The organism is Pseudomonas sp. TE3910, from assembly GCF_056279025.1.
Map to the genome: position 1 here is coordinate 1,824,815 of NZ_JBWBQN010000001.1, position 21,520 is coordinate 1,846,334.

General features: G+C 60.9%; 18 protein-coding genes and 2 pseudogenes. 11 read left to right on the forward strand and 9 right to left on the reverse strand.

Annotated features, from left to right (window positions below):
* Positions 1-32 precede the first annotated feature (32 nt).
* Positions 33-1,826: an ABC transporter transmembrane domain-containing protein gene (locus ACZ9H3_RS08175; protein ID WP_476220287.1), complete on the reverse strand. Its 1,794-nt coding sequence runs from the start codon at positions 1,824-1,826 to the stop codon at positions 33-35.
* Between the two features lie 234 nt (positions 1,827-2,060).
* Between ACZ9H3_RS08175 and ACZ9H3_RS08180 the strand changes: the two genes are divergently transcribed.
* The gene (locus ACZ9H3_RS08180; protein WP_176717399.1) at positions 2,061-2,231 is read left to right on the forward strand and encodes a PA1571 family protein; all 171 of its coding nucleotides are present in this window, start codon (positions 2,061-2,063) and stop codon (positions 2,229-2,231) included.
* A 54-nt stretch (positions 2,232-2,285) separates the two neighbouring features.
* On the opposite strand, the gene pdxB is transcribed toward ACZ9H3_RS08180, so the two are convergent.
* Positions 2,286-3,428, reverse strand: a complete 1,143-nt coding sequence (gene pdxB, locus ACZ9H3_RS08185) for a 4-phosphoerythronate dehydrogenase PdxB (protein WP_476220290.1) — start codon at positions 3,426-3,428, stop codon at positions 2,286-2,288.
* A 141-nt stretch (positions 3,429-3,569) separates the two neighbouring features.
* On the opposite strand from pdxB, the gene ACZ9H3_RS08190 reads away from it, so the two are divergent.
* Entirely contained in the window at positions 3,570-4,958 is a 1,389-nt protein-coding gene (locus ACZ9H3_RS08190; protein WP_065758434.1) for an MATE family efflux transporter, read from the forward strand.
* On the opposite strand, the gene tusA is transcribed toward ACZ9H3_RS08190, so the two are convergent.
* Together tusA and rlmM are read right to left on the reverse strand one after the other, a co-directional pair.
* Positions 4,955-5,209, reverse strand: coding sequence for a sulfurtransferase TusA (gene tusA, locus ACZ9H3_RS08195; protein WP_065758433.1), 255 nt, complete (start codon positions 5,207-5,209; stop codon positions 4,955-4,957). The two genes, ACZ9H3_RS08190 and tusA, sit on opposite strands and share 4 nt — an antisense overlap.
* A gap of 70 nt (positions 5,210-5,279) precedes the next feature.
* Complete coding sequence (gene rlmM, locus ACZ9H3_RS08200) at positions 5,280-6,344, reverse strand: 23S rRNA (cytidine(2498)-2'-O)-methyltransferase RlmM (protein WP_476220293.1); 1,065 nt, start codon at positions 6,342-6,344, stop codon at positions 5,280-5,282.
* Between the two features lie 255 nt (positions 6,345-6,599).
* On the opposite strand from rlmM, the gene acnA reads away from it, so the two are divergent.
* From acnA to ACZ9H3_RS08215, 3 genes and pseudogenes are all read left to right on the forward strand, one after another.
* Positions 6,600-9,284, forward strand: a complete 2,685-nt coding sequence (gene acnA / locus ACZ9H3_RS08205; protein WP_476220294.1) for an aconitate hydratase AcnA — start codon at positions 6,600-6,602, stop codon at positions 9,282-9,284.
* Positions 9,285-9,384: 100 nt separating this feature from the next.
* Positions 9,385-10,179 carry a lysostaphin resistance A-like protein gene (locus tag ACZ9H3_RS08210; protein WP_476220296.1) on the forward strand — a complete coding sequence of 265 codons (795 nt, stop codon included), beginning with the start codon at positions 9,385-9,387 and terminating at the stop codon, positions 10,177-10,179.
* 204 nt (positions 10,180-10,383) lie between these two features.
* Positions 10,384-11,950, forward strand: a pseudogene (locus tag ACZ9H3_RS08215) (methyl-accepting chemotaxis protein).
* Positions 11,951-11,994: 44 nt separating this feature from the next.
* Here ACZ9H3_RS08215 and ACZ9H3_RS08220 read toward each other — a convergent pair.
* The 4 genes from ACZ9H3_RS08220 to ACZ9H3_RS08235 all read right to left on the reverse strand — a co-directional run bounded on the left by ACZ9H3_RS08220 (position 11,995) and on the right by ACZ9H3_RS08235 (position 14,124).
* Positions 11,995-12,882 (reverse strand): pseudouridine synthase, encoded by an 888-nt coding sequence (locus ACZ9H3_RS08220; RefSeq protein WP_065761174.1) that lies wholly within the window; start codon positions 12,880-12,882, stop codon positions 11,995-11,997.
* Between the two features lie 50 nt (positions 12,883-12,932).
* On the reverse strand, positions 12,933-13,244 hold the full coding sequence (locus ACZ9H3_RS08225; RefSeq protein ID WP_065761171.1) for a transcriptional regulator: 312 nt from the start codon (positions 13,242-13,244) through the stop codon (positions 12,933-12,935).
* Between the two features lie 91 nt (positions 13,245-13,335).
* A complete protein-coding gene (locus ACZ9H3_RS08230) occupies positions 13,336-13,767 on the reverse strand; it encodes a D-Ala-D-Ala carboxypeptidase family metallohydrolase (protein WP_476220298.1) in 432 nt (143 codons plus the stop codon).
* Between the two features lie 120 nt (positions 13,768-13,887).
* A complete protein-coding gene (locus tag ACZ9H3_RS08235) occupies positions 13,888-14,124 on the reverse strand; it encodes a glutaredoxin family protein (RefSeq protein ID WP_065761169.1) in 237 nt (78 codons plus the stop codon).
* 176 nt (positions 14,125-14,300) lie between these two features.
* Between ACZ9H3_RS08235 and ACZ9H3_RS08240 the strand changes: the two genes are divergently transcribed.
* Positions 14,301-16,259: a cation:proton antiporter gene (locus ACZ9H3_RS08240; RefSeq protein WP_476220301.1), complete on the forward strand. Its 1,959-nt coding sequence runs from the start codon at positions 14,301-14,303 to the stop codon at positions 16,257-16,259.
* A gap of 6 nt (positions 16,260-16,265) precedes the next feature.
* Here ACZ9H3_RS08240 and ACZ9H3_RS08245 read toward each other — a convergent pair whose 3' ends face one another.
* On the reverse strand, positions 16,266-17,474 hold the full coding sequence (locus ACZ9H3_RS08245; protein ID WP_330522939.1) for an ammonium transporter: 1,209 nt from the start codon (positions 17,472-17,474) through the stop codon (positions 16,266-16,268).
* Positions 17,475-17,758: 284 nt separating this feature from the next.
* On the opposite strand from ACZ9H3_RS08245, the gene ACZ9H3_RS08250 reads away from it, so the two are divergent.
* From ACZ9H3_RS08250 to ACZ9H3_RS08270, 5 genes and pseudogenes are all read left to right on the forward strand, one after another.
* Entirely contained in the window at positions 17,759-18,073 is a 315-nt protein-coding gene (locus ACZ9H3_RS08250) for an ElaB/YgaM/YqjD family protein (protein ID WP_065761166.1), read from the forward strand.
* An 11-nt stretch (positions 18,074-18,084) separates the two neighbouring features.
* Positions 18,085-18,459, forward strand: a complete 375-nt coding sequence (locus ACZ9H3_RS08255; protein ID WP_065761165.1) for a phage holin family protein — start codon at positions 18,085-18,087, stop codon at positions 18,457-18,459.
* A complete protein-coding gene (locus tag ACZ9H3_RS08260; protein ID WP_099775415.1) occupies positions 18,456-18,788 on the forward strand; it encodes a hypothetical protein in 333 nt (110 codons plus the stop codon). The genes ACZ9H3_RS08255 and ACZ9H3_RS08260 overlap by 4 nt, the downstream gene beginning before the upstream one ends.
* Before the next feature lie 88 nt (positions 18,789-18,876).
* Positions 18,877-20,040 (forward strand): EAL domain-containing protein, encoded by a 1,164-nt coding sequence (locus tag ACZ9H3_RS08265; protein WP_065761163.1) that lies wholly within the window; start codon positions 18,877-18,879, stop codon positions 20,038-20,040.
* A 72-nt stretch (positions 20,041-20,112) separates the two neighbouring features.
* Positions 20,113-21,445: pseudogene (locus tag ACZ9H3_RS08270) on the forward strand (deoxyguanosinetriphosphate triphosphohydrolase).
* Positions 21,446-21,520: the final 75 nt, after the last annotated feature.

Genomic DNA, 21,520 nt, shown 5'->3' on the forward strand with positions numbered 1-21,520 from the left:
TTGAGGCTGTCATAAAACTGTAAAGACCTCACTTACACCTTGTTATCGGCTTCATGTGGCGTATCTGCAGCACTGAACTGCAACGCCGCCAGCCGGGCATACAGCGGGCTTTCGGCAATCAACTGCCGATGAGTGCCGACCGCCACCAGCCGGCCCTGATCGATGACAGCGATCCTGTCGGCATGCTGCACGGTTGCCAGGCGGTGAGCGATCACCAGCGTGGTTCGTCCGGCCATCAACCCTGGCAAGGCTTGCTGGATCAAGTGCTCGCTCTGTGCGTCCAGCGCACTGGTCGCCTCGTCGAGCAAGAGGATCGGCGCATCCACCAAGAGCGCCCGGGCAATGGCCAAGCGCTGACGCTGACCACCGGAAAGCCCAAGCCCGGACTCGCCCAGGTGGGTTTGATAGCCTTGAGGCAACTGCAGGATGAACTCATGGGCGTAGGCACTGCGTGCAGCGGCCTCGACCTCGGCGCTGCTGGCATCGGCACGACCGTAGCGGATATTGTCCTCGACCGTGCCGTAGAACAACGCCGGGTTTTGTGCGACCAGCGCGAAGTTTCGCCGCAAGTCCTGAGGGTCCAGTCGATCAACAGGCTGGCCGTCGAGCAGGATCTGCCCGGTTTGCGGATCGTAAAAGCGCAGCAGCAGATCAAACAGCGTTGATTTACCAGCACCCGACGGCCCGACCAACGCCAGGGTCTCGCCGGGCGCCACCACCAGGCTCAAATGATCAATAGCGGCCGGGTTCGGTCGCGACGGATAGGCAAAGCACACCTCACGCAGTTCCAACTGGCCGCTGACCCTTTCCGGCAAGTGCATCACGCCGTGCTCCGGCGAAACGATCTCACTGCGTGCGGCCAACAGCTCAGCAATACGTTCCGCCGCGCCCGCAGCACGCTGAAGCTCACCGATCACCTCACTCAAGGTGCCAAACGCACTGCCGACGATCAGGCTGTAAAAAACGAACGCAGCCAGCTCACCGCCGGAAATCCGCCCCGCGATCACGTCCATGCCACCCACCCAAAGCATCACCCCCACTGCACCGAGCACCAGCACAATGACCAGGGTAATCAGCCAGGCGCGCTGCAGAATGCGTTTGCGCGCGGTGTCGAACGCCGCTTCGACCGTCACAGCAAAACGACGCTGGTCGCTGGCCTGATGGTTGTAGGCCTGCACGGTCTTGATTTGCCCCAGGGTTTCGGCCACATAACTGCCAACATCCGCTACCCGGTCCTGGCTCTGACGCGACAGGCTACGCACCCGCCGACCGAAAACCAGAATCGGCACCAGCACCAGGGGCAACGCCAACACCACAATGCTGGTCAGCTTCGGGTTGGTCACGAACAGCAGCACAACGCCACCCACCACCATCAAGGCATTGCGCAGAAACAACGAAAGCGAAGAGCCGATCACCGATTGCAGCAACGTTGTATCGGCGGTCAGCCGCGACTGAATTTCTGAACTGCGGTTGCTCTCGAAAAAACCGGGGTGCAGGTAGACCAAGTGATCAAACACCTGCTGACGGATATCGGCAACAACACGCTCGCCGATCCACGACACCAGGTAGAAGCGCGTAAAGGTGCCAACCGCAAGGGCCAGCACCAGCAACAAGAACAACCCGATAGACTGATTCAGCAGTGTTGGCGACTGCGTCATGAAACCCTGGTCAACCATCAAGCGAATCCCCTGCCCCATCGACAGGGTAATCGCCGCCGTCAGCACCAGCGCGACCAGCGCGGCGATTGCCTGTTTTCGATACGGGCGGATAAAACGCCATGCCAGTTGAATGGCCTGGCGTTGCCGGGAAGACACACGGAGGATCATGACAATGCCACTTTCAGTCGATTTGCAGCAGCCTACACCCGAGCAGCAGCATGAGCACAGCACTTAAGCCGCATCCCTGCAGTGCCTAGTAGATTTCGTTCTAAAGTGCTACTGGCAGTTTGTATGGCTTTCTGGTGGACTTGGCACATGCGCGGCGACTCGCGAAGGACCTTGTCACAAGGCGGTCATCGCGCCTATCTAGGCTGAGCTTGCAACCTGATGAGGAGACAGGATATGAGCTTGCAGAACAGCAGCACATCGCAACAAGCGTCGCCCCACGCCAACCCGGCCTGCGGCGCGATCATTGATGCTCAGGGTCGTGAAATCCCGATCACCGAGCAGATGATCCAGAAAGCTTGCCAGGACCTGGAAAAGAGCCGGGAAAAAACCGCCAAAAAAGCCTGATCGGTACCGACTTCCTGAACCCGGCGCCAGCGCCGGGTTTTTATTGCCTGCCGTTCAGACCTGCACAGCCCCCAGCGCTGCGATCATCTGCCGCAAGGCTGGCGATTCGCCATTGACCTTTACGGCAAGGCCTTCGATTTCCCGACGCGCCGGGTACTGCTTGCGCAAGAGGTCGAAGGCTGCTCGCTGCTTACCCGGGTCACGGCTAAGGCTACGGCGAAAATCTGCATCGTCACGGCGCGGGTCATACACGGCACGGCACAGCGTGGCCAAGGCCCAGGCCGAATCGGTTTCGGCTTCAAGGCTCAGCTGCGCCAGCCATGGCCGTGGCAACAGATCGACCAGTTTCACCTGCTCGGGCTCGCCTCGCCAGGCACAGAATGCCTGATAGATCTGCGCGGTACCGCGCTGCTTGCCATCCAGGCTGTAGCCAGCAATGTGCGGCGTGGCCAGTACACACAAGTCGGCAAGTGCCAGATCAACCTGTGGTTCGCCTTCCCAGACATCCAGCACGGCCTGGACATCGTCACGGGCGAGCAACAGCTCACGCAGGGCGCTGTTATCCACCACGGGCCCTCGGCTGGCGTTGATCAGCCAGGCACCTGGCCGCAGGCGCGCCAGTCGCTCGCGATCGAGCAGATGCCAGGTTGCGTGCTCACCGCTACGGGTCAGCGGCGTGTGCAGGCTGATCACGTCGCACTCGGCGAGAATACGCTCCAGGCCGACATAATCCCCGCCCTCGCGAGCCTGCCGCGGCGGATCACAGACCAGCACCGACCAACCCAGCCCGCGCAGCACCTCGACCAGCCGACGTCCGACTTCACCAGCCCCCACCACACCATAGGTACGCTTGGCCAGATCAACGCCATCCAGTTCGCCCAGCGTCAGCAGGCTTCCGAGTACATAGTCCACGACGCCGCGGGCATTGCAGCCGGGTGCACTGGACCAGCGAATGCCTGTCTGCTCGAAATAGTCCAGGTCGAGGTGGTCCGTACCAATGGTGCAGGTACCGACAAAACGCACCGTGCTGCCTTCAAGCAAGGCCCGATCAACCTGAGTCACCGAACGCACCAGCAGGACGTCGGCGTCCCGCACACAGGCGCTGTCGATGGCTCGCCCCGGGTAACGGCGAATTTCACCGAAGCCGGCAAAAAAAGCATCGAGCAGCGGAATATTTTCGTCGGCAACAATAAGCATGGCGATCTCCTGTCGGGGAGCGCAGTTTAGGCGCATCGGCCCCGGCCAATCCAGTCACAGGTTATTTCCTGACCGATCCGTCAACGGTTAGACTAAGCAATTTTCCACACCTTCAATGGGGACACCTGCCTTGTGACACTCATGACCACCGACACCACCCCGCTCTCCCGCCCTGCTCGTGTTCGCGCCGAATTGAGCACCCTGATGCGCCTGGCCACCCCCATAATCATCGCGCAACTGGCAACGACCGCCATGGGCTTCGTCGATGCGGTGATGGCCGGGCGGGTCGGCCCGCGGGACCTTGCCGCCGTAGCGCTGGGCAACTCCATCTGGGTGCCGGTGTTTCTATTGATGACCGGCATTCTGCTGGCGACCACGCCCAAGGTTGCCCAGCGCTTCGGCGCCGGCCAGCCTGCCGAGATTGGCCCGTTGGTGCGCCAGGCACTGTGGCTGGCACTGGCGGTCGGAATTGCCGCCAGCCTGTTGCTGATCAGTGCCGAGCCAATCCTGCACGTGATGAAGGTCGACCCGGAGTTGATCGCGCCCTGCATGGGTTATCTGAAAGGTATAGCTTTCGGCCTGCCGGCCGTAGGCATCTACTTTGTGTTGCGCTGCTGCAGCGACGGCCAGGGGCTCACACGCCCGAGCATGGTACTGGGGCTTGCCGGGCTCATGCTGAATATCCCGTTGAACTACATCTTCATCTATGGCCACCTGGGCCTGCCGGCCATGGGCGGTGTCGGCTGTGGCTGGGCCAGCGGCATCGTCATGTGGTTCATGGCCCTGTGCATGGCGGTCTGGATCGCCCGGGCGCCGGTCTATCGCCCAAGCGAGGTGTTTGCCCGCTTCGACTGGCCGCAGTGGGCCCTGATCAAGCGCCTGCTCAGTATCGGCCTGCCAATCGGCATCGCGGTGTTTGCAGAGTCGAGTATCTTTGCCGTGATTGCCCTGCTGATCGGCAGCCTCGGCTCAACCGTGGTTGCCGGGCACCAGATTGCCCTCAACGTCAGCTCCCTGGTGTTCATGATCCCCTACTCGCTGGGCATGGCCGTCACCGTGCGGGTCGGCCAGGCCATCGGCGCCGGCGAGCCACGCCAGGCACGTTTTGCTGCGGGCGTCGGCATGGCCACGGCGTTGGCCTACGCCTGCTTTTCAGCAAGCCTGATGCTGCTGATGCGCGAACCGATTGCCTCGATCTACACCGCCGACAGCGCAGTCATCCAGATTGCCTCGATGCTGATCGTCTACTCGGCGCTGTTCCAGTTCTCCGACGCGGTCCAGGTCACTGCCGCCGGCGCACTGCGTGGCTATCAGGACACGCGGGTCACCATGATCCTGACCCTGTTCGCGTACTGGGGCATTGGCCTGCCGGTGGGTTACCTGCTCGGCCTGACCGACTGGCTGGGCACGGCCAGCGGGCCAAGCGGCCTCTGGGAGGGCCTGATTGTCGGCTTGACCTGCGCCGCATTGATGCTCTCGGTGCGCCTGGTGCGCAGTGCACGCAAACGCATCCGGCAGGCAGCGGCTTAATCGAGCTTCTTGCGGATCCAGTACAGGTAAGTACCAGACAGCTCCTGCTGCTCGACCAGTTCATGGCCGAGGAATACGCAGAACTTGGGAATATCGCGACGGGTCGAAGGGTCTGTCGCGATGACCTTGAGCAGGCCACCCGCGCCAAGATCGCGCACGTACTGATGCAGCATCATCACAGGCTCAGGGCAGTTCAGACCACTGGCATCAAGGACCGCATCGGCGGTCAGGGTAGAATCGGTGTCAGTCATGCTTTTCTCCGAAGACTAGGTAACAACTGTCTTGCACTGCCTGGCTGGGCCAGTGCGACGTGCAACAGCCTCAACGTGGTTTCATATCCAGTCGGCGCAGATGGCAGGTGACCTCTTCACGGTCGTGATACAGCTGCTTGCAGCCAATCGATACCTTGACCTTGCGCGCCTTGAAGCCTTCTTCGATGCGCTCCAGCAAACGCCGAACCTCGGCATAGCGCTGCTTCATCGGCAATTTCAGGTTGACCACCGCTTCGCGGCACAGGCCCTCGCCCAGCCAGGTTTCCAGCAGTGCTGCACTACGCGCCGGCTTCTCGACGATGTCACAGACCATCCAGTCTACGGTCTGCTTGGGCTTGTAGGTAAAACCATCGGCCATCAAGTGCTGGACCAGCCCGGTGTCCATCAAGCTTTCAGCCATTGGCCCATTGTCGATAGCCGTCACCAGCATACCGCGCTTGACCAGTTGATAGGTCCAGCCACCCGGTGCGGCACCCAGGTCGACCCCGGTCATATCTTCAGACAGGCGCTGCGGCCATTGATCGCGTGGAATAAAGTGGTGCCAGGCTTCTTCCAGCTTCAGGGTTGAGCGGCTTGGGGCTTCACGCGGGAATTTCAGCCGCGGGATCCCCATCGGCCACATGGCCGAATTGTCCGCCGCTGCCAACCCGACAAACACCCGCCGGCCACTGACAAAGGTCAGCAGCAAGCGCGGCTTGGCGGCGTCGTCCACCAGCCGGCCAGCGTTGAGCAACGCCTTGCGCAGCGGCCCCTCGAACTTGCGGCAGAACGTCGACAGTTCCTTGCCGTCGTTACTGTCCATGACCTCCAGCCAGAGGCTGCCGCACACCGGGTACTCGGCCAGGGTATCCAGCAGCACGCTGATCCGGTCGGTTTCAGGCAGTTCGACAAAACTGCCACGGGCCCATTGCCGAGGGAAAATCAACTGCGAGAAGCGCAGTTCACGCATCAACCGCTCGGCACCTTCGGCGTCGTTGCAAATGAACTCGGCGCACGCGCTTTGCGGTTTGGCCTTGGCATAACCGGCCACATTCAGCCGTGCGGCATGCTCGGCGATTTCGGAACAGACTTCGCCTTCGAAACCGGGTCGGCAATGCATAAACAGGGTATTCATCAATCACTCCAGGACGGTCGGCAGCACACACAGCAGACCCTGGCCGAGCGCACGGCGCAACGGCGGCAAATCGGCGAATGATAAAGGAGTTTAGGAACCAGTGACACGTCCCGCCGGTCCAGTATTTAGCCAGGCCCGGCAATCAGGTCTAACCTGACCCTTCAGCCAGGTCCGTGCGTTGCGGACCGACACCTTGACGGTGAATTCGGCGACCGCAGGGCGATTGCCGATCACCGGCCCAGAAGGAGTTGACCCATGCCCTCGCTCGACAGCCTGAATACCCTCAAGACCCTGACGGTAGGCGACCGCCTCTATCACTATTACAGCCTGCCTGAGGCCGCCCGCAGCCTGGGCGACCTCAGCGCACTGCCCCTGTCGCTCAAGGTGCTGCTGGAAAACCTGTTGCGCTGGGAGGACGGCAAGACGGTCACCGGCAGCGACCTGTATGCCCTGGCAAAATGGCTTGAAAATCGCCGGTCCGACCGCGAAATCCAGTACCGCCCGGCGCGGGTACTGATGCAGGATTTCACCGGGGTACCCGCGGTGGTCGACCTGGCGGCCATGCGCGCTGCCATGGCCAAGGCCGGGGGAGACCCTCAGCGCATCAACCCGCTGTCACCGGTGGACCTGGTGATCGACCACTCAGTGATGGTCGACCGCTACGCCAGCCAGCAGGCTTTCAGTGAAAACGTCGACATCGAAATGCAGCGCAATGGCGAACGCTATGCCTTTCTGCGCTGGGGGCAAAACGCGTTCGACAATTTCCGTGTGGTACCGCCAGGTACCGGCATTTGCCATCAGGTCAACCTCGAGTACCTGGGGCAGACCGTCTGGACCCGCGAGGAGGACGGCCGTACCTACGCCTTTCCCGACACACTGGTTGGCACTGACTCGCACACCACCATGATCAACGGCCTGGGCGTACTGGGTTGGGGGGTGGGCGGCATCGAAGCAGAGGCAGCCATGCTCGGCCAGCCAGTTTCCATGCTGATCCCCGAAGTGATTGGTTTCCAATTGACCGGCAAACTGCGCGAGGGCATCACGGCCACCGACCTGGTGTTGACCGTCACCCAGATGCTGCGCAAGAAAGGCGTGGTCGGCAAATTCGTTGAGTTCTATGGCGACGGCCTGGCCGACCTGCCCTTGGCCGACCGCGCAACGATCGCCAACATGGCCCCGGAATACGGTGCCACCTGCGGCTTCTTCCCGGTCGACGACATCACCCTGGATTACCTGCGCCTGTCGGGTCGGCCCGAGGCAACCGTGAAACGGGTCGAGGCCTATTGCAAAGCGCAAGGCCTATGGCGCCTGCCCGGCCACGCGCCCGCCTTTACCGACACCCTGGCACTGGACCTGAACAGCGTCGAAGCCAGCCTTGCAGGCCCGAAACGCCCGCAGGACCGCGTGGCGCTTTCGCAGGTCCGCCAAGCCTTCGATGACTTCATGAGCCTGCAACCCAAGGCGAGCGCGCGCAATGGCGGGGTGACTACTGGCAGCGATTATCCGGCTCTGCAAGAGGGGGCGGTGGTCATCGCCGCCATAACCTCCTGTACCAACACCTCCAACCCCAGCGTAATGATGGCTGCCGGGCTGGTGGCCAAAAAAGCCGTGGAGAAAGGCTTGCAACGCAAACCCTGGGTGAAGAGCTCGCTGGCACCCGGCTCAAAAGTGGTGACTGACTATTACCAGGCAGCAGGCCTGACCCCTTACCTGAACGACCTTGGCTTCGACCTGGTGGGCTATGGCTGTACCACCTGCATCGGTAACTCCGGCCCTCTGGACGCGCCCGTCGAAAAGGCGATCACCGAACATGACCTGACCGTAGCGTCGGTACTCTCCGGCAACCGCAACTTTGAAGGCCGTGTGCACCCTCTGGTGAAAACCAACTGGTTGGCTTCGCCGCCGCTGGTGGTGGCCTATGCCCTGGCCGGCAGCGTACGTATCGACCTGAGCAAAGAACCGCTGGGCACTGGCCGGGACGGCCAACCCGTCTACCTGCGCGACATCTGGCCCAGCCAACAGGAAATTGCCATGGCCGTGGCCAGCGTCGATACGGCGATGTTCCATAAAGAGTATGCCGAAGTCTTTGCAGGAGACGCCCAATGGCAAGCCATCGAGGTACCGCAGGCTGCCACCTACGCCTGGCAGAACGACTCGACCTATATTCAACACCCACCGTTCTTCGATGACATCACTGGCCCGCTGCCACAGATTCAGGACATTCACGGCGCACGCATCCTGGCATTGCTGGGTGATTCGGTGACCACCGACCATATCTCGCCAGCCGGCAACATCAAGGCTGACAGCCCGGCCGGGCGCTACCTGCGCGACAAGGGCGTGGCCCCGCCTGATTTCAACTCCTACGGCTCACGTCGCGGCAACCATGAGGTGATGATGCGCGGCACCTTCGCCAATATCCGTATCCGCAACGAAATGCTCGGTGGCGAAGAAGGCGGTAACACCGTGCATATTCCCAGCGGCGAGAAACTGTCGATCTACGATGCCGCCATGCGCTACCGCACCGACGGCACGCCACTGGTGGTGATCGCTGGTCAAGAGTATGGCACCGGGTCCAGCCGCGACTGGGCTGCCAAGGGTACCAACCTGCTGGGCGTCAAAGCGGTACTGGCGGAAAGCTTCGAGCGTATCCACCGCTCCAACCTGGTGGGCATGGGCGTACTGCCCCTGCAATTCAGGCCCGGACAAAATCGCAAGACCCTGGCGTTCAAGGGGGATGAGCGTATCGATATCCTTGGCCTGAGCGGGACCGTCCTTTCACCGGGAATGGCGCTGCGCCTGCGTATCACCCGGGACAACGGTCGCGAGGATAGCCTGGAGGTCTTGTGCCGCATCGACACCCTGAACGAAGTGGAGTACTTCAAGGCAGGCGGCATCCTGCACTACGTGCTGCGGCAGCTGATCGCCGGCAAGGGGGCCTGATGGATGGCCCTGCGGCCATCGTCGTTGCCCCGTAAAAAGGCGTGTCTTTTACCGTGCAGTTCAAGTCCAACATCGCGGACTTCACCGTAAGGTAATCGACATGCCATCACCTCGTGGGGTTGCCCTTGCCCTGCTCTGCCTCGGTTACGCCTTCGCGCTGAGCCAGGGCCAACTGACACGTGCCGCCCTACCCGGGTTAATCCTGCTGCTGTGTGCGGCAGCGCTTGTGCAACGACCTCGCAGCAGCTGGTTGAAGGCCTGCGGCCATGGGTTGTTCGTGCTGCTCGCGGCGGGGCTGGCCCTGCATTGGCTTCCCGGCTTCAACAGCGCCAAAGTCATCGACGCGCAACGCTTCAGTACCGACGCCGCACCCTACTCGATGTACCTGAACCTGGATAAGCCGCTGATCGCGTTCTGGATACTGCTGGCTTGCCCGTGGATGCTGGCCGGCACACGCAACACCTCCACCAGCGTCCCCATGATTGCAACCATGACCGCCGTGATCGCTATGGCCTGCCTGGGCAGTGCACAATTGCTCGGCATGGTCGCCTGGGCACCGAAATGGCCAACACAGGGCTGGCTATGGCTGGCCAACAACCTGCTGCTGGTGAGCGTGACCGAAGAAGTGCTGTTTCGCGGGTACATTCAGGGTGGCCTGCAACACCTGCTCAGGCACCGTGAGCATGGCCAGCGCCTGGCGCTGCTATTGGCCGCAGGCGTATTCGGCCTGGCCCACCTCGGTGGCGGTTGGCAATGGGTGGTACTGGCAAGCATTGCAGGCGCAGGTTACGGCCTGGTTTACCGCCATGGCGGGCTGCTGGCAGCAGTTGTCAGCCACTTCACCCTGAACCTGCTGCATTTCAGTTTGTTCACCTACCCAATGCTGAATAAATGAGCCAAAGTGTGAACGACTGGTCAGTTGCTGACTTTTATGTCAAAAGCATGAAAGAATGCTTGCAATTCTCTGAAAGCTGCAGCTTTTTCGCATAACTCAGGTCATGATTGAAAACCCTGCGCTCGATCAATGGCTGCAAAAATCGACTCAATAAAAACAACTCGCTGCCGATACCCCTCGAAAGCCTTCCGGATTGAACAGCTAATGCGTAATAACCAGCCGATTACCCAGCGCGAACGGACGTTTCCAGATCAACAACGTTTGATTTCGACTACCGATGCCAAAGGTCTGATTACCTACTGCAACGATGCCTTCGTCGAAATCAGCGGTTTCTCGCGAGAGGAGCTGTTGCGCGCCCCACACAACCTGGTTCGCCATCCGGACGTGCCGCCGGCGGTATTTGCTCACATGTGGGGCACCCTGAAACAGGGGCTGCCATGGATGGGTATCGTCAAGAACCGCTGCAAGAACGGTGATCACTACTGGGTCAACGCCTACGTGACTCCTGTTTTTGAAAACAATCAGGTCGTCGGCTACGAGTCCGTGCGGGTAAAACCGACAGCTGAACAAATACGCCGCGCCCAAGGGTTGTACGAGCGAATCAACCAAGGCAAGTCGGCTATTCCAAAGCGTGACAAGTGGCTGCCGGTGCTGCAGGACTGGCTACCGTTCATTCTGGTCAGCCAGATCGGTTTCCTGATCGGTAACTGGCTCGGCCATTCGTGGGGCTTTGCCCTGGCCGCTGGCTTGTCCGTGCCACTGGGCCTGATGGGCCTGACCTGGCAACAACGCGGCCTCAAGCGTCTGCTGCGTCTGGCCGAGCAGACCACCTCTGACCCGCTGATCGCCCAAATGTACAGCGACAGCCGTGGTGTTCAGGGCCGCCTGGAAATGGCCATGCTCAGCCAGGATGCACGCCTCAAGACCTGCCTGACCCGCCTACAGGACACCGCTGAACACCTGAACGAACAGGCGCGTCAATCCGACACCCTGGCGCATAAACAGCTCCTCGGGGCTGGAGCGCCAACGCGTTGAAACCGAACAGGTCGCCGCTGCCGTCAACCAGATGGCCGCCACCACTCAAGAAGTGGCCAACCACGTTCAACGCACCGCCGATGCCACCCAGGAAGCCAATCGCCTGACTGGACGCGGCCGGGATATCGCCGGGGAAACCCGCGAGGCCATCCAGCGCCTGTCCCAGGCCGTCGGCGAAACCGGGCAGACCGTGACGCAACTGGCACGTGACAGTGACGAAATCGGCGGCGTGGTGGATGTGATCAAAGGCATTGCCGACCAGACCAACCTGCTGGCACTGAACGCTGCCATCGAGGCTGCCCGTGCCGGCGAAATGGGCCGCGGCTTCGCGGTCGTCGCGGATGAAGTTCGTCAACTGGCACAACGCACCAGCGAATCGACCGGCCAGATCCACGGGCTGATCGCCAAGCTGCAGCAAACTGCCAGCAACGCCGTACAGACCATGGAAGCGGGCCATCGTCAGGCCGAAGAAGGCGTGGCTCGGGTCATGGAAGCCGACCAGGCACTGCTGGGTATCAGCGAAGCGGTGGCCAACATCACCGACATGACCACCCAGATCGCTGCCGCCACCGAAGAGCAGACTGCCGTGGCCGATGAGATCAGCCGCAATATCAGCACCATTGCTCAACTGGCCGATCAAACCTCCGAGCAGGCCCAGCACTCTGCCCTGCTTAGCGAAGAGTTGACCCGCACCGCCACCAGCCAGTACTCGCTGGTCGAACGCTTCAACCGCTGAACCGGTCAGGCGCACAGCCACAAGGCTGTGCGCCGACACCCCATCTACCAGTCGAGCGTCAGCTCGCTCTCGAAGTAGCGCTCTTCACCACTTAACGGGTCCTTGAAACGCAGGCTATGCGCCAGCAGTTTCAGCGGCTTGCTGTAATCGTCGTCCTCGTGACGCACCTCTGGGTAGAAGGGATCGTTACAGATGCTCGCCCCCAGCGCAGTCATGTGCACGCGCAACTGATGCGTCTTGCCGGTCACTGGCGACAGCCCATACCGCCAGAACTCGCCATTTTTTTCCAATACGTCGGCCAGCGTCTCGCTGTTACTGACCCCGTCTACTTCCTGCATGCGGAAAAATGGCTCCCCGCTGACCAGGCGGCTTTTATGCACCAAGGGGAACGCCAGTGCTGGCAAGGCAGGGGCAATAGCCTGATAACGCTTGTCGATCTGCCGATTGGGAAACAATGATTGATACGCGGAACGGCTCTGTGGATTGGCAGAAAACAGCACCAGGCCTGCGGTGTGTCGATCGATACGATGCAACGGTACCAGGTTCGGGTTATCCAGACGACGGATCAGCCGCCGCAGCAGGGTCTGCTCGACATACTCGCCCGTGGGCGTTACTGGCAAGAAATGCGGTTTGTCGGCCACCACCAGGTGCTCATCCACATGCACCAGGGTTTCCTGCACGAGAATCGGCTTTTCGTTAGGCACTTCACGAAAGTAATGGATGCGCAGCCCCTGGCGATAGGGCAGGTCGACCGGGATCGGTGCACCCTGAGCATCCAGCACACGGCCCCGGGCAATACGGTCAAGCCATTGTTCACGCCCGATGGCCTTGAAGTGATCACATAGGCAGTCCAGTACCGTTAACCAGGCACCTGGAGGGAGACAGACGGTGCTGGCTTGATGCTGTGCCGGATCGAATGAAGCGAAGGCCATGGGAACACCCAGAGGATAATGGCCGACCATTATCCCGCATGGCACTCAGCTCAGCCAGCCTGAACCGCTGCCGCTTCGGTGAACTCCTTGAGCCAGCGCAGTACATCGACGGCGTCCCAGCGCGTGGGGTCATACAGCGCGTACAGCAACCCCTGATAACCGACCACATCCAATGGGCGGTGATAGCCGGCACGCTGAAACAAGGCTTCTATTTCAGCGAAGCAGGTGTTGAAGTGCAGTTTGTTGAAGGGTGTCTTGCCCTCAAGCACAAGCCCGTCAAGGCGCAGTTCAAGCACCGCCTCACTGACCATCTCGACCGACATGCGATTGACGGTGTACTTCAGTTGTTCGACGTTGACCATGTTTCGAGTCCTTGAGCGTAACCGCCCGCAAATACTGTATCTATATACAGCATATTGAGTGACCTGCATGCCGTCAATGACAGCACCTCACTTACTGCAGGCCAGGCAGGTAACCGGTGCCCTTGCGAATCGTCAGGATCTGCCGACGCTCGGCAGAGGCCGATAACCCCAGGTGCACCCAACTGTCGAACTCCAGTATCAGTTGATCAAACGCCAGCGTGCTTTGCGCTATCAACTGCGCCAGCTCCAGCGGAGCCATGCCCGCAACACTGATGTCTGCCGCCAACCCCAGCCTGTGTGTACTCTTGGGCGAGCCACCCACTGCGCGGTTGAGTGCGGGCGAACGGTAGCCGCTGCTGACCAGCACGGGCCGGCCAACCAGGCTGCGCACCTGCTCCAGCGTGGCGCAAAGGCGCTTGAGATTGATCAAAACCTCATCGTTCGGGGTGTTATCGATACCCAGGCGACTGGCGGTCCGGGACGCGGTCATCTCGGACAGGGTGAAGTGTTTGGAAAGGTTCATGGATGCCACTCCTTTGGCTGAATAGGTCACACACGCTGCCGCTCCCGAGGCAACGGAGTAGAGTGTGAACCCGTCCAGGCCCGGTGTGCGCCAGGAAAAAGCCACCGGGAAGAAACGACATCAACGGAGAAAGGCGACGACCTGCTCGGCATCAAAAGGCCAATTCAACTCGGCACCGCTGTCGCAACGACGCAGCACGGGAATTCGCAGCCCATAACGCTCGACCTGCATCTCGTCCTCGGCAATATCCACCAGTTCGACCAACAGGCCATGCTCGACAAACGGCATCAACAGGGCTTCTGCCACTTCGCACAAGTGACATCCCAGGGTGCCGAACAGCTGGCATTCAGGAAGCATTGACAGTTACCGATAAAAAGAATGAATGGGTATTTTAGGTCGAGGGTACAAGGCCGTCGAGGCACTTGCCCCACGCCATCCCTGACGCCTGCGATACTGATTCGAATCAAGGAGCCACGCAGCACCTGGCGCTATGCTTTTGTGTTTTTTTGCTGTTTTCGTACATGGAGTATGTTGTGTTTGCAAACCTGTTGATCATTCTGGCGTCATCGCTGGTCGTCATTGCCATCTTCCGCCGGGTGCAGCTACCACCTGTGCTCGGCTATCTCTGCGTTGGCCTGTTCGTTGGCCCAACCGCGCTGGACTGGGTCAATGAAAGCGAAGAGCTGCCGGACCTTGCCGAAATGGGCGTGGTGTTCCTGCTGTTTTCCCTCGGCCTGGAGTTTTCCCTGTCGAAAATGATGGCGCTGCGCAAAGTGGTGTTCGGCCTCGGCAGCCTGCAGGTCATTTGCTCCACGTTTGTACTGGCCGGGCTACTCGCCCTGCTCGGCATGCCGACCAACGCAGCCTTGCTGCTGGGAGGTGGCCTGGCGCTGTCGTCCACCGCAATCGTCAGCAAGGAGCTGACCAGCCTCGGGGAAATTTTCAGCAGCCACGGGCAGAATGCGATCGGTGTATTGCTGTTCCAGGATGTCGTGGCGGTTCTGCTGCTGACCCTGGTACCGGTGTTTGCCGGGCAAAGCGGCCAGGCGTGGTACCTCGCACTGCCACTCACGCTGGGCAAGACGGTGATCCTCTTCGTCGGCCTGCTGATGGCCAGCCGCTGGTTGCTGCCGCGACTGTTCCACGAAGTGGCCAACTCTCATTCGGCGGAACTGTTCGTTCTGTTGGCGCTGGTCATCGTGCTGCTGACGGCCTGGCTGACACACCTGTTGGGCCTGTCTCCGGCACTGGGCGCGTTCCTGGCCGGCATGCTGCTGGGTGAAAGCCATTATCGCCATCAGATCGAGGCGGACATTCGCCCCTTCCGCGACATCCTGCTGGGGCTGTTTTTCGTCAGTATCGGCATGCTGATCGACCTGCAACTGTTCGCCAGCCATGGCCTGGAGATCCTCGCCTTGACCCTGGCCCTGCTGGTTATCAAGGGCGCGGTTGTGGCTGCCCTGGTTCGCGTTCGTGGCAGCGACAGCGAGACCGCATGGCGCAGCGGCCTGGCACTGGCCCAGGGCGGTGAATTCTGTTTCGCCCTCATGGCCCAGATGCAACACAACAAACTGCTGCCCGAGGCGCTCGGCGACCTGCTGCTGGCGGCAACGTTCTGCTCGATGCTGGTCACCCCCCTGCTGCTGCGCGCGGCGCCCTCTATCGCCGCACGCCTGCACCGCAAACCCAACCAGGAAGTTCAACTGGAAGAAATCGGCGCGCAAAGCGCGGCCCTGAGCGGCCACGTGCTGATTTGCGGTTATGGCCGGGTTGGCCAGTCGATCGGACGCTTCCTGCGCCAGGAGCAGCTCGCCTTCATCGCCCTGGATGACGACCCGGTGCGCGTGCAGGAAGCTGCAGCGGGCGAACACAACGTCCATTACGGCGACTCACGCCGCGGCGAACTGCTGGCGGCGATCGGCCTGGACCGGGCGCGCCTGCTGGTCATTGCCGTGGACAAGACAGAAGTTGCCTTGAATGTGCTCAAGGCGGCACGCCAACTGAACCGTGACGTTCCAATTCTCGTGCGTACCCGCGATGACAGCCAGCGCGAAGAACTACGCGCCGCCGGTGCCAACGCGGTGGTGCCAGAGTTGCTGGAGTCCAGCCTGATGCTGGCCTCCCATGCACTGGTCATGCTCGGCCTGCCGCAGGACCAGGTGCAAAAGCGTGTCGACGAAGTGCGCAAGACCCGTTATCGCCTGCTCCATGGCTTCTATCATGGTGCGCAGACCAGCCTGATCGACAGCGAAGGGCAACCCAAAGTGCTGCTGCACGCTGTGAGCCTGGGGGCCGACGCCTATGCCTGTGGCCGTCCGCTGGGCGAACTGGCCCTTGAGACACTGGGTGTCGAGTTGCAATCCGTACAGCGCCAGGGTAACGATTTGAAACTCGATGCCAGTACCTGCCTGCATGCGGGCGACGCCGTGGTGCTCAGCGGCCCGCTGGAAGCGATAGAAGCCTGCGAATCACTGCTGCTGGGCGGTCGCTAGTCGGCCTCAGTCCTGACTGGTGGCGCCGATCTTGTGGATCGACAAATCGGCGCCGTAATACTCCTGCTCCTGACTCAGGCGCAAGCCATGCACACGCTTGATCACACCGTACACGCTGAAACCACCAGCCAGTGCCACCAGCACACCCGCCAGGCTGCCAATCAACTGGCTGATCAGGCTGACACCGCCCAATCCACCCAAGGCACTCTGGCCAAAAATGCCACAGGCAATACCGCCCCAGACCCCGCAGACGCCGTGCAATGGCCAAACCCCCAATACATCATCAAGCTTCCAGCGGTTCTGCGCCGCGGTAAAACACCAGACAAACAGCGCACCGGCAATTGCACCGGTTGCCAGCGCACCAACGGGGTGCATGAGGTCCGAACCCGCACAGACAGCCACCAACCCGGCAAGCGGTCCGTTGTGCAGAAAACCAGGGTCGTTACGCCCCACCAGCAGCGCTGCCAACGTTCCACCAACCATCGCCATCAGCGAGTTGACCGCCACCAGGCCACTGACGGCCTGCAAGGTCTGCGCACTCATGACGTTGAAGCCAAACCAGCCGACGATCAGAATCCACGACCCCAAGGCCAGAAACGGGATATTGGAGGGTGCAAAGGCCACCAGGCGTCCCTCACGGTAACGACCATTGCGCGGCCCCAGCAACAACACTGCGGCCAAGGCCAGCCAACCGCCCATGGCATGCACCACCACAGAGCCGGCAAAGTCATGGAAGCCAGCCCCGAAACGCACCTGCAACCAGGCCTGGACACCGAAATTGCCGTTCCAGACAACCCCCTCGAAAAAGGGATAGACAAAGGCAACGATCAGCGCGGTGGCACACAACTGCGGCACAAAGCGTGCACGCTCGGCGATACCACCGGAAATAATCGCCGGGATCGCTGCCGCGAAGGTCAGCAGAAAGAAGAACTTGACCAATCCATAGCCATGATCGGCACCCAGCGTGGCGGCCGGATGCATGAAGCTGACACCATAGGAAATCCAGTAACCCACAAAGAAATAGGCCAAGGTCGAAATGGCGAAGTCACTGAGAATCTTCGACAAGGCGTTGACCTGATTCTTGTGCCGCACAGTCCCCACCTCAAGGAAGGCGAAACCGGCGTGCATGGCCAGGACCATCACGGCCCCCAGCAAGATGAACAAGGTGTTGGAGCCATGAACCAATGTGTCCACGGCGCTTTGCAAGTTTTCCATGTAAAGGCAGGCCTGCAAGGGGAGAAAAAGCACCAAAGCAGTTCGCGCACCCCTTGCGACGCCCCGATTTGGCGCACCCACAAGGCCGAACGCACTACCTGCTTGAGTTTTTTCTGGGGTTTGTCTTGGATTGGGTTAAGGTTTATCCACCAGCCTCGGGCCTTACGCCCACATTCAGCGCAAGAACGAGCCCGGATGCACCACAGCACAGCAAAAGCTGTACCAGTGAACCTTTGATACCGCTGCACACTCGAACTATTCACATGCCTCTGAGGGAAACGCCCATGACCAGCAAAATGGCAAAGAATGCTCAAGAAACCCTGATGGCCGATTTCCAGACCCTGGTGCGTGACACCGAAAAACTGCTGGAGCATACCGCGACGCTGGCCGGCGACCAGGCGGATGAACTGCGCACCCAAATCCACGACAGCCTGCTGCGCGCCCGAGAAACCCTGAAATTGACCGAAGACTCTCTGCGCGAGCGCGGTCAGGCAGCCTTGGGCGCCACCGAGGAGTATGTACAAAGCAACCCATGGCGCTCGGTGGGTATCGCGGCGGGTGTCGGCCTTCTGATTGGCCTGCTGGCCAGCCGTCGCTGAGGCCCTGCGGTATGGAAACCGAAACAACCAACAACGGGCCGTCTTCCCGACGGCTCGGTGCCGCCGTTCTGGGCCTGCTGCACGGCCATGTGGAACTGTTCGGTATCGAGTTGCAGGAACAGAAAACGCGAAGCCTAGGCCTGCTGCTGCTGGCCGGGCTGGCCTTGGTGTTCACACTGCTGCTGCTGGGCGCATTGTCCGTGCTGGTACTGATCCTGCTCTGGGACAGCTACCGACTGGCCGGGATCATTGGCCTGTGTGTGTTCCATGGATTGGCGGCGCTGTTTTGCGGCTTGCGCCTGAAGGCGCTGATATCCGACGAGACCTCCCCCTTCAGTGCAACCCTTGAAGAACTGGCCAAAGACCGGGAGCGCCTGTTGCCATGAGCCTGTCCCAGCTACCCCACAAACCTAACCGCCATGACCTGCGCAAGGCGCTGGTGCGCTTGCAAATGGAAATGCACCGCCAGGAAATCCGCCAGGCCTCGGGTGAGCTGCTCGAGCCACTGACTCGCCTGAAAAAAATGACGGGCAACCTGCAGGATGGCCTGGGTATCAAACACGCGCCGCTCTGGGGGCTGGGCGCCGTTGTCGCCTTGGGTTTCCTCACCGGCAAGGGCGCCAGAAGCGGCAATCTTGCTCGCCTGATTCGCCTGGGCAGCAGCCTGATTCCCTTGATCAGGGTATTCATGCAGCCCCCCTCTGGCAGACCCTGAGCAAACTGGCTGCATTCTTGCAGCGTCGGCCAGCAGGCCTTGCACTGGCAAGGCCTCGTTGCCAACCCACTTCACCTGAGGAGCCGCCGTGTTCGACGGGCAACCGCTCGCCTGCTTTCAGCCCTTCATCGATACTGCCACAGGCCGTATCGCCGGCGTGGAAGCCCTTGGACGCTTGCGCCAAGCCGACGGCTCGCTGCAGAGCGTCGGCGCGCTGTTCAACGATCCTTCACTGCCCATAGACAACCTGCGCGAACTTGATCGACAACTGCGTCAGCATGCCCTGCGACAGTTCCATCTTGCCCCTGAGGACTGGTTTCTCAGCCTGAATATCTCCCCACGCTGGGTCAGTGAGCTGGCGACCGGGCAACCACTGCCAAGCTTGATGCAGTTAGAAAAAGAGGGCATCGATCCACAGCGGGTGGTCTTCGAGATCACCGAACTCAGTGGTGACCCGCAACGCCTGGCCGAGGTGGTCAAGCGCTATCGCCAAGCCGGTGCAAGGATCGCCATTGATGATTTCGGTGCTGGCTACTCCCAATTGGACCGGGTGCTGGCGCTGCAGCCCGACATCCTCAAACTGGACATGCGCCTGTTTCAGGCCGCCGCTCGAGGCGGGCCCAGTAGCGAAGTGGTAAAAGCCCTCGCGCAGATGGCGGAAAAGACCGGCTGCTGGATCATCGCCGAAGGGGTCGAGACTGAAGCGGAGCTGAACTTCGCGCTCGAGTGCGGTGCACGCTTCGTCCAAGGGTTTCTGTTTGCACAGGCCGAACTCGAATTCTTCCCGGCCGAGGCTTTTGTCGAACGTTTTGCTCATCTGCGCCAACAGTACGTCCATGGCAAGCTTGACGAGCGCAAACGCTTGATGGACATGCGCCGCAAGCTGAGCACCCTGATGCCACAACTGCACGCCTGGGCCATGGCGAAGGCACCGCTCAAGCAGCTGCCACAGCTGGACGCCTATCCCTGGGTATTACGCTTTTTTCAATGTGACCGCCATGGTACCCAACTGACCCCGAATCTGGAGTGGCGGGAGCGTCGCTGGCATAGCGATGCCAGCTATCTGGGCCACAACTGGTCATGGCGCCCCTACTTCTATCAACTGCTCGCCGAAGGCTGGGAAGAACGTCGACTGATCCTCTCGACCACCTACCGCGATGCCACCAGCAACCAGTATTGCCTGACGGCAGGACAGTTTTTCGATGAAGGTCGACGCTTGTTGTTGATCGATGTCGACGCAGCCGGGCTGTAAGGCTTGCAGCCGAGCGCTCGACACAGGAAGCTAGGGCAATGACTGCCTTGCACCTGACCTGGAGAAATGGCCTTGGATTGGCACACCCTGCTTACCCGCGAACGCCTTGGTAAAACCCTGCACAGCCCCGAAGAGCTCGGCGCGTAGCCCGTTCCACAAAGACCATGACCGCATCATCTTCTCCGGCGCCTTCCGCCGCCTGGGGCGCAAGACCCAGGTCCACCCGGTGTCAAGCAACGACCATATCCACACCCGCCTGACCCACTCCCTGGAAGTCAGTTGCGTGGGCCGCTCACTGGGCATGCGCGTCGGCGAAACCCTGCGCGATAGCCTGCCCCAATGGTGTGAACCCAGTGACCTGGGCATGGTGGTTCAGTCGGCCTGCCTGGCCCATGACATTGGTAATCCACCGTTCGGCCATTCTGGCGAAGACGCCATACGCCACTGGTTTCAGCAAGCGGCCGGGCGCGGCTGGCTGGATGCAATGAGCGACGCCGAGCGTGCCGACTTCCTCAACTTTGAAGGCAATGCCCAGGGTTTTCGCGTGCTGACGCAACTGGAGTACCACCAGTTCGATGGCGGCACCCGTTTGACCTACGCAACGCTGGGCACCTACCTGAAATACCCGTGGACCGCGCGCCATGCCGACGCGCTTGGCTACAAGAAGCACAAGTTCGGCTGTTATCAGAGCGAACTGCCGCTGCTTGAGCAGATCGCCCGAAAGCTGGGCCTGCCGCAACTGGAAGAACAGCGCTGGGCGCGCCATCCACTGGTCTACCTGATGGAGGCAGCAGACGACATCTGCTATGCCCTCATCGACCTTGAGGATGGCCTTGAGATGGAACTGCTGGACTATGCCGAAGTCGAGTCGCTGTTGCTTGGCCTGGTCGGCGATGACCTACCGGAAACCTACCGCCAGCTCGGCCCCGCTGATTCGCGTCGACGCAAACTGGCGATCCTGCGCGGCAAGGCCATCGAGCACCTCACCAACGCCGCGGCCCGCGCCTTTGTCGAGCAGCAACCCGCGCTGCTCGCCGGCACGCTGCAGGGGGATCTGGTCGAACATATGCACGGTCCGGCCAAGCGTTGCGTACTCCAGGCCAAGGACATGGCGCGCAAAAAAATCTTCCAGGACAAACGCAAGACACTGCATGAAATCGGCGCCTACACCACACTGGAAATTCTCCTCAACTCGTTCTGTGGTGCAGCCTTGGAACAGCATGGTGGGCGCACGCCCTCGTTCAAGCACCGTCGCATTCTCGACCTGCTCGGCAACAATGCGCCGAACCCGGCAGGCTCCCTGCACAACTCATTCATGCGCATGATCGACTTCATCGCCGGGATGACCGACAGCTATGCCAGCGAGATGGCGCGCGAAATGACCGGGCGCTCGAGCCTGGTCTGAGCCGACGCCCGCCCACAAGAGTCCTGCCCGTCAGGACTCTTGTACAGCAGAAGCTTACATACCAAATTAACTCGC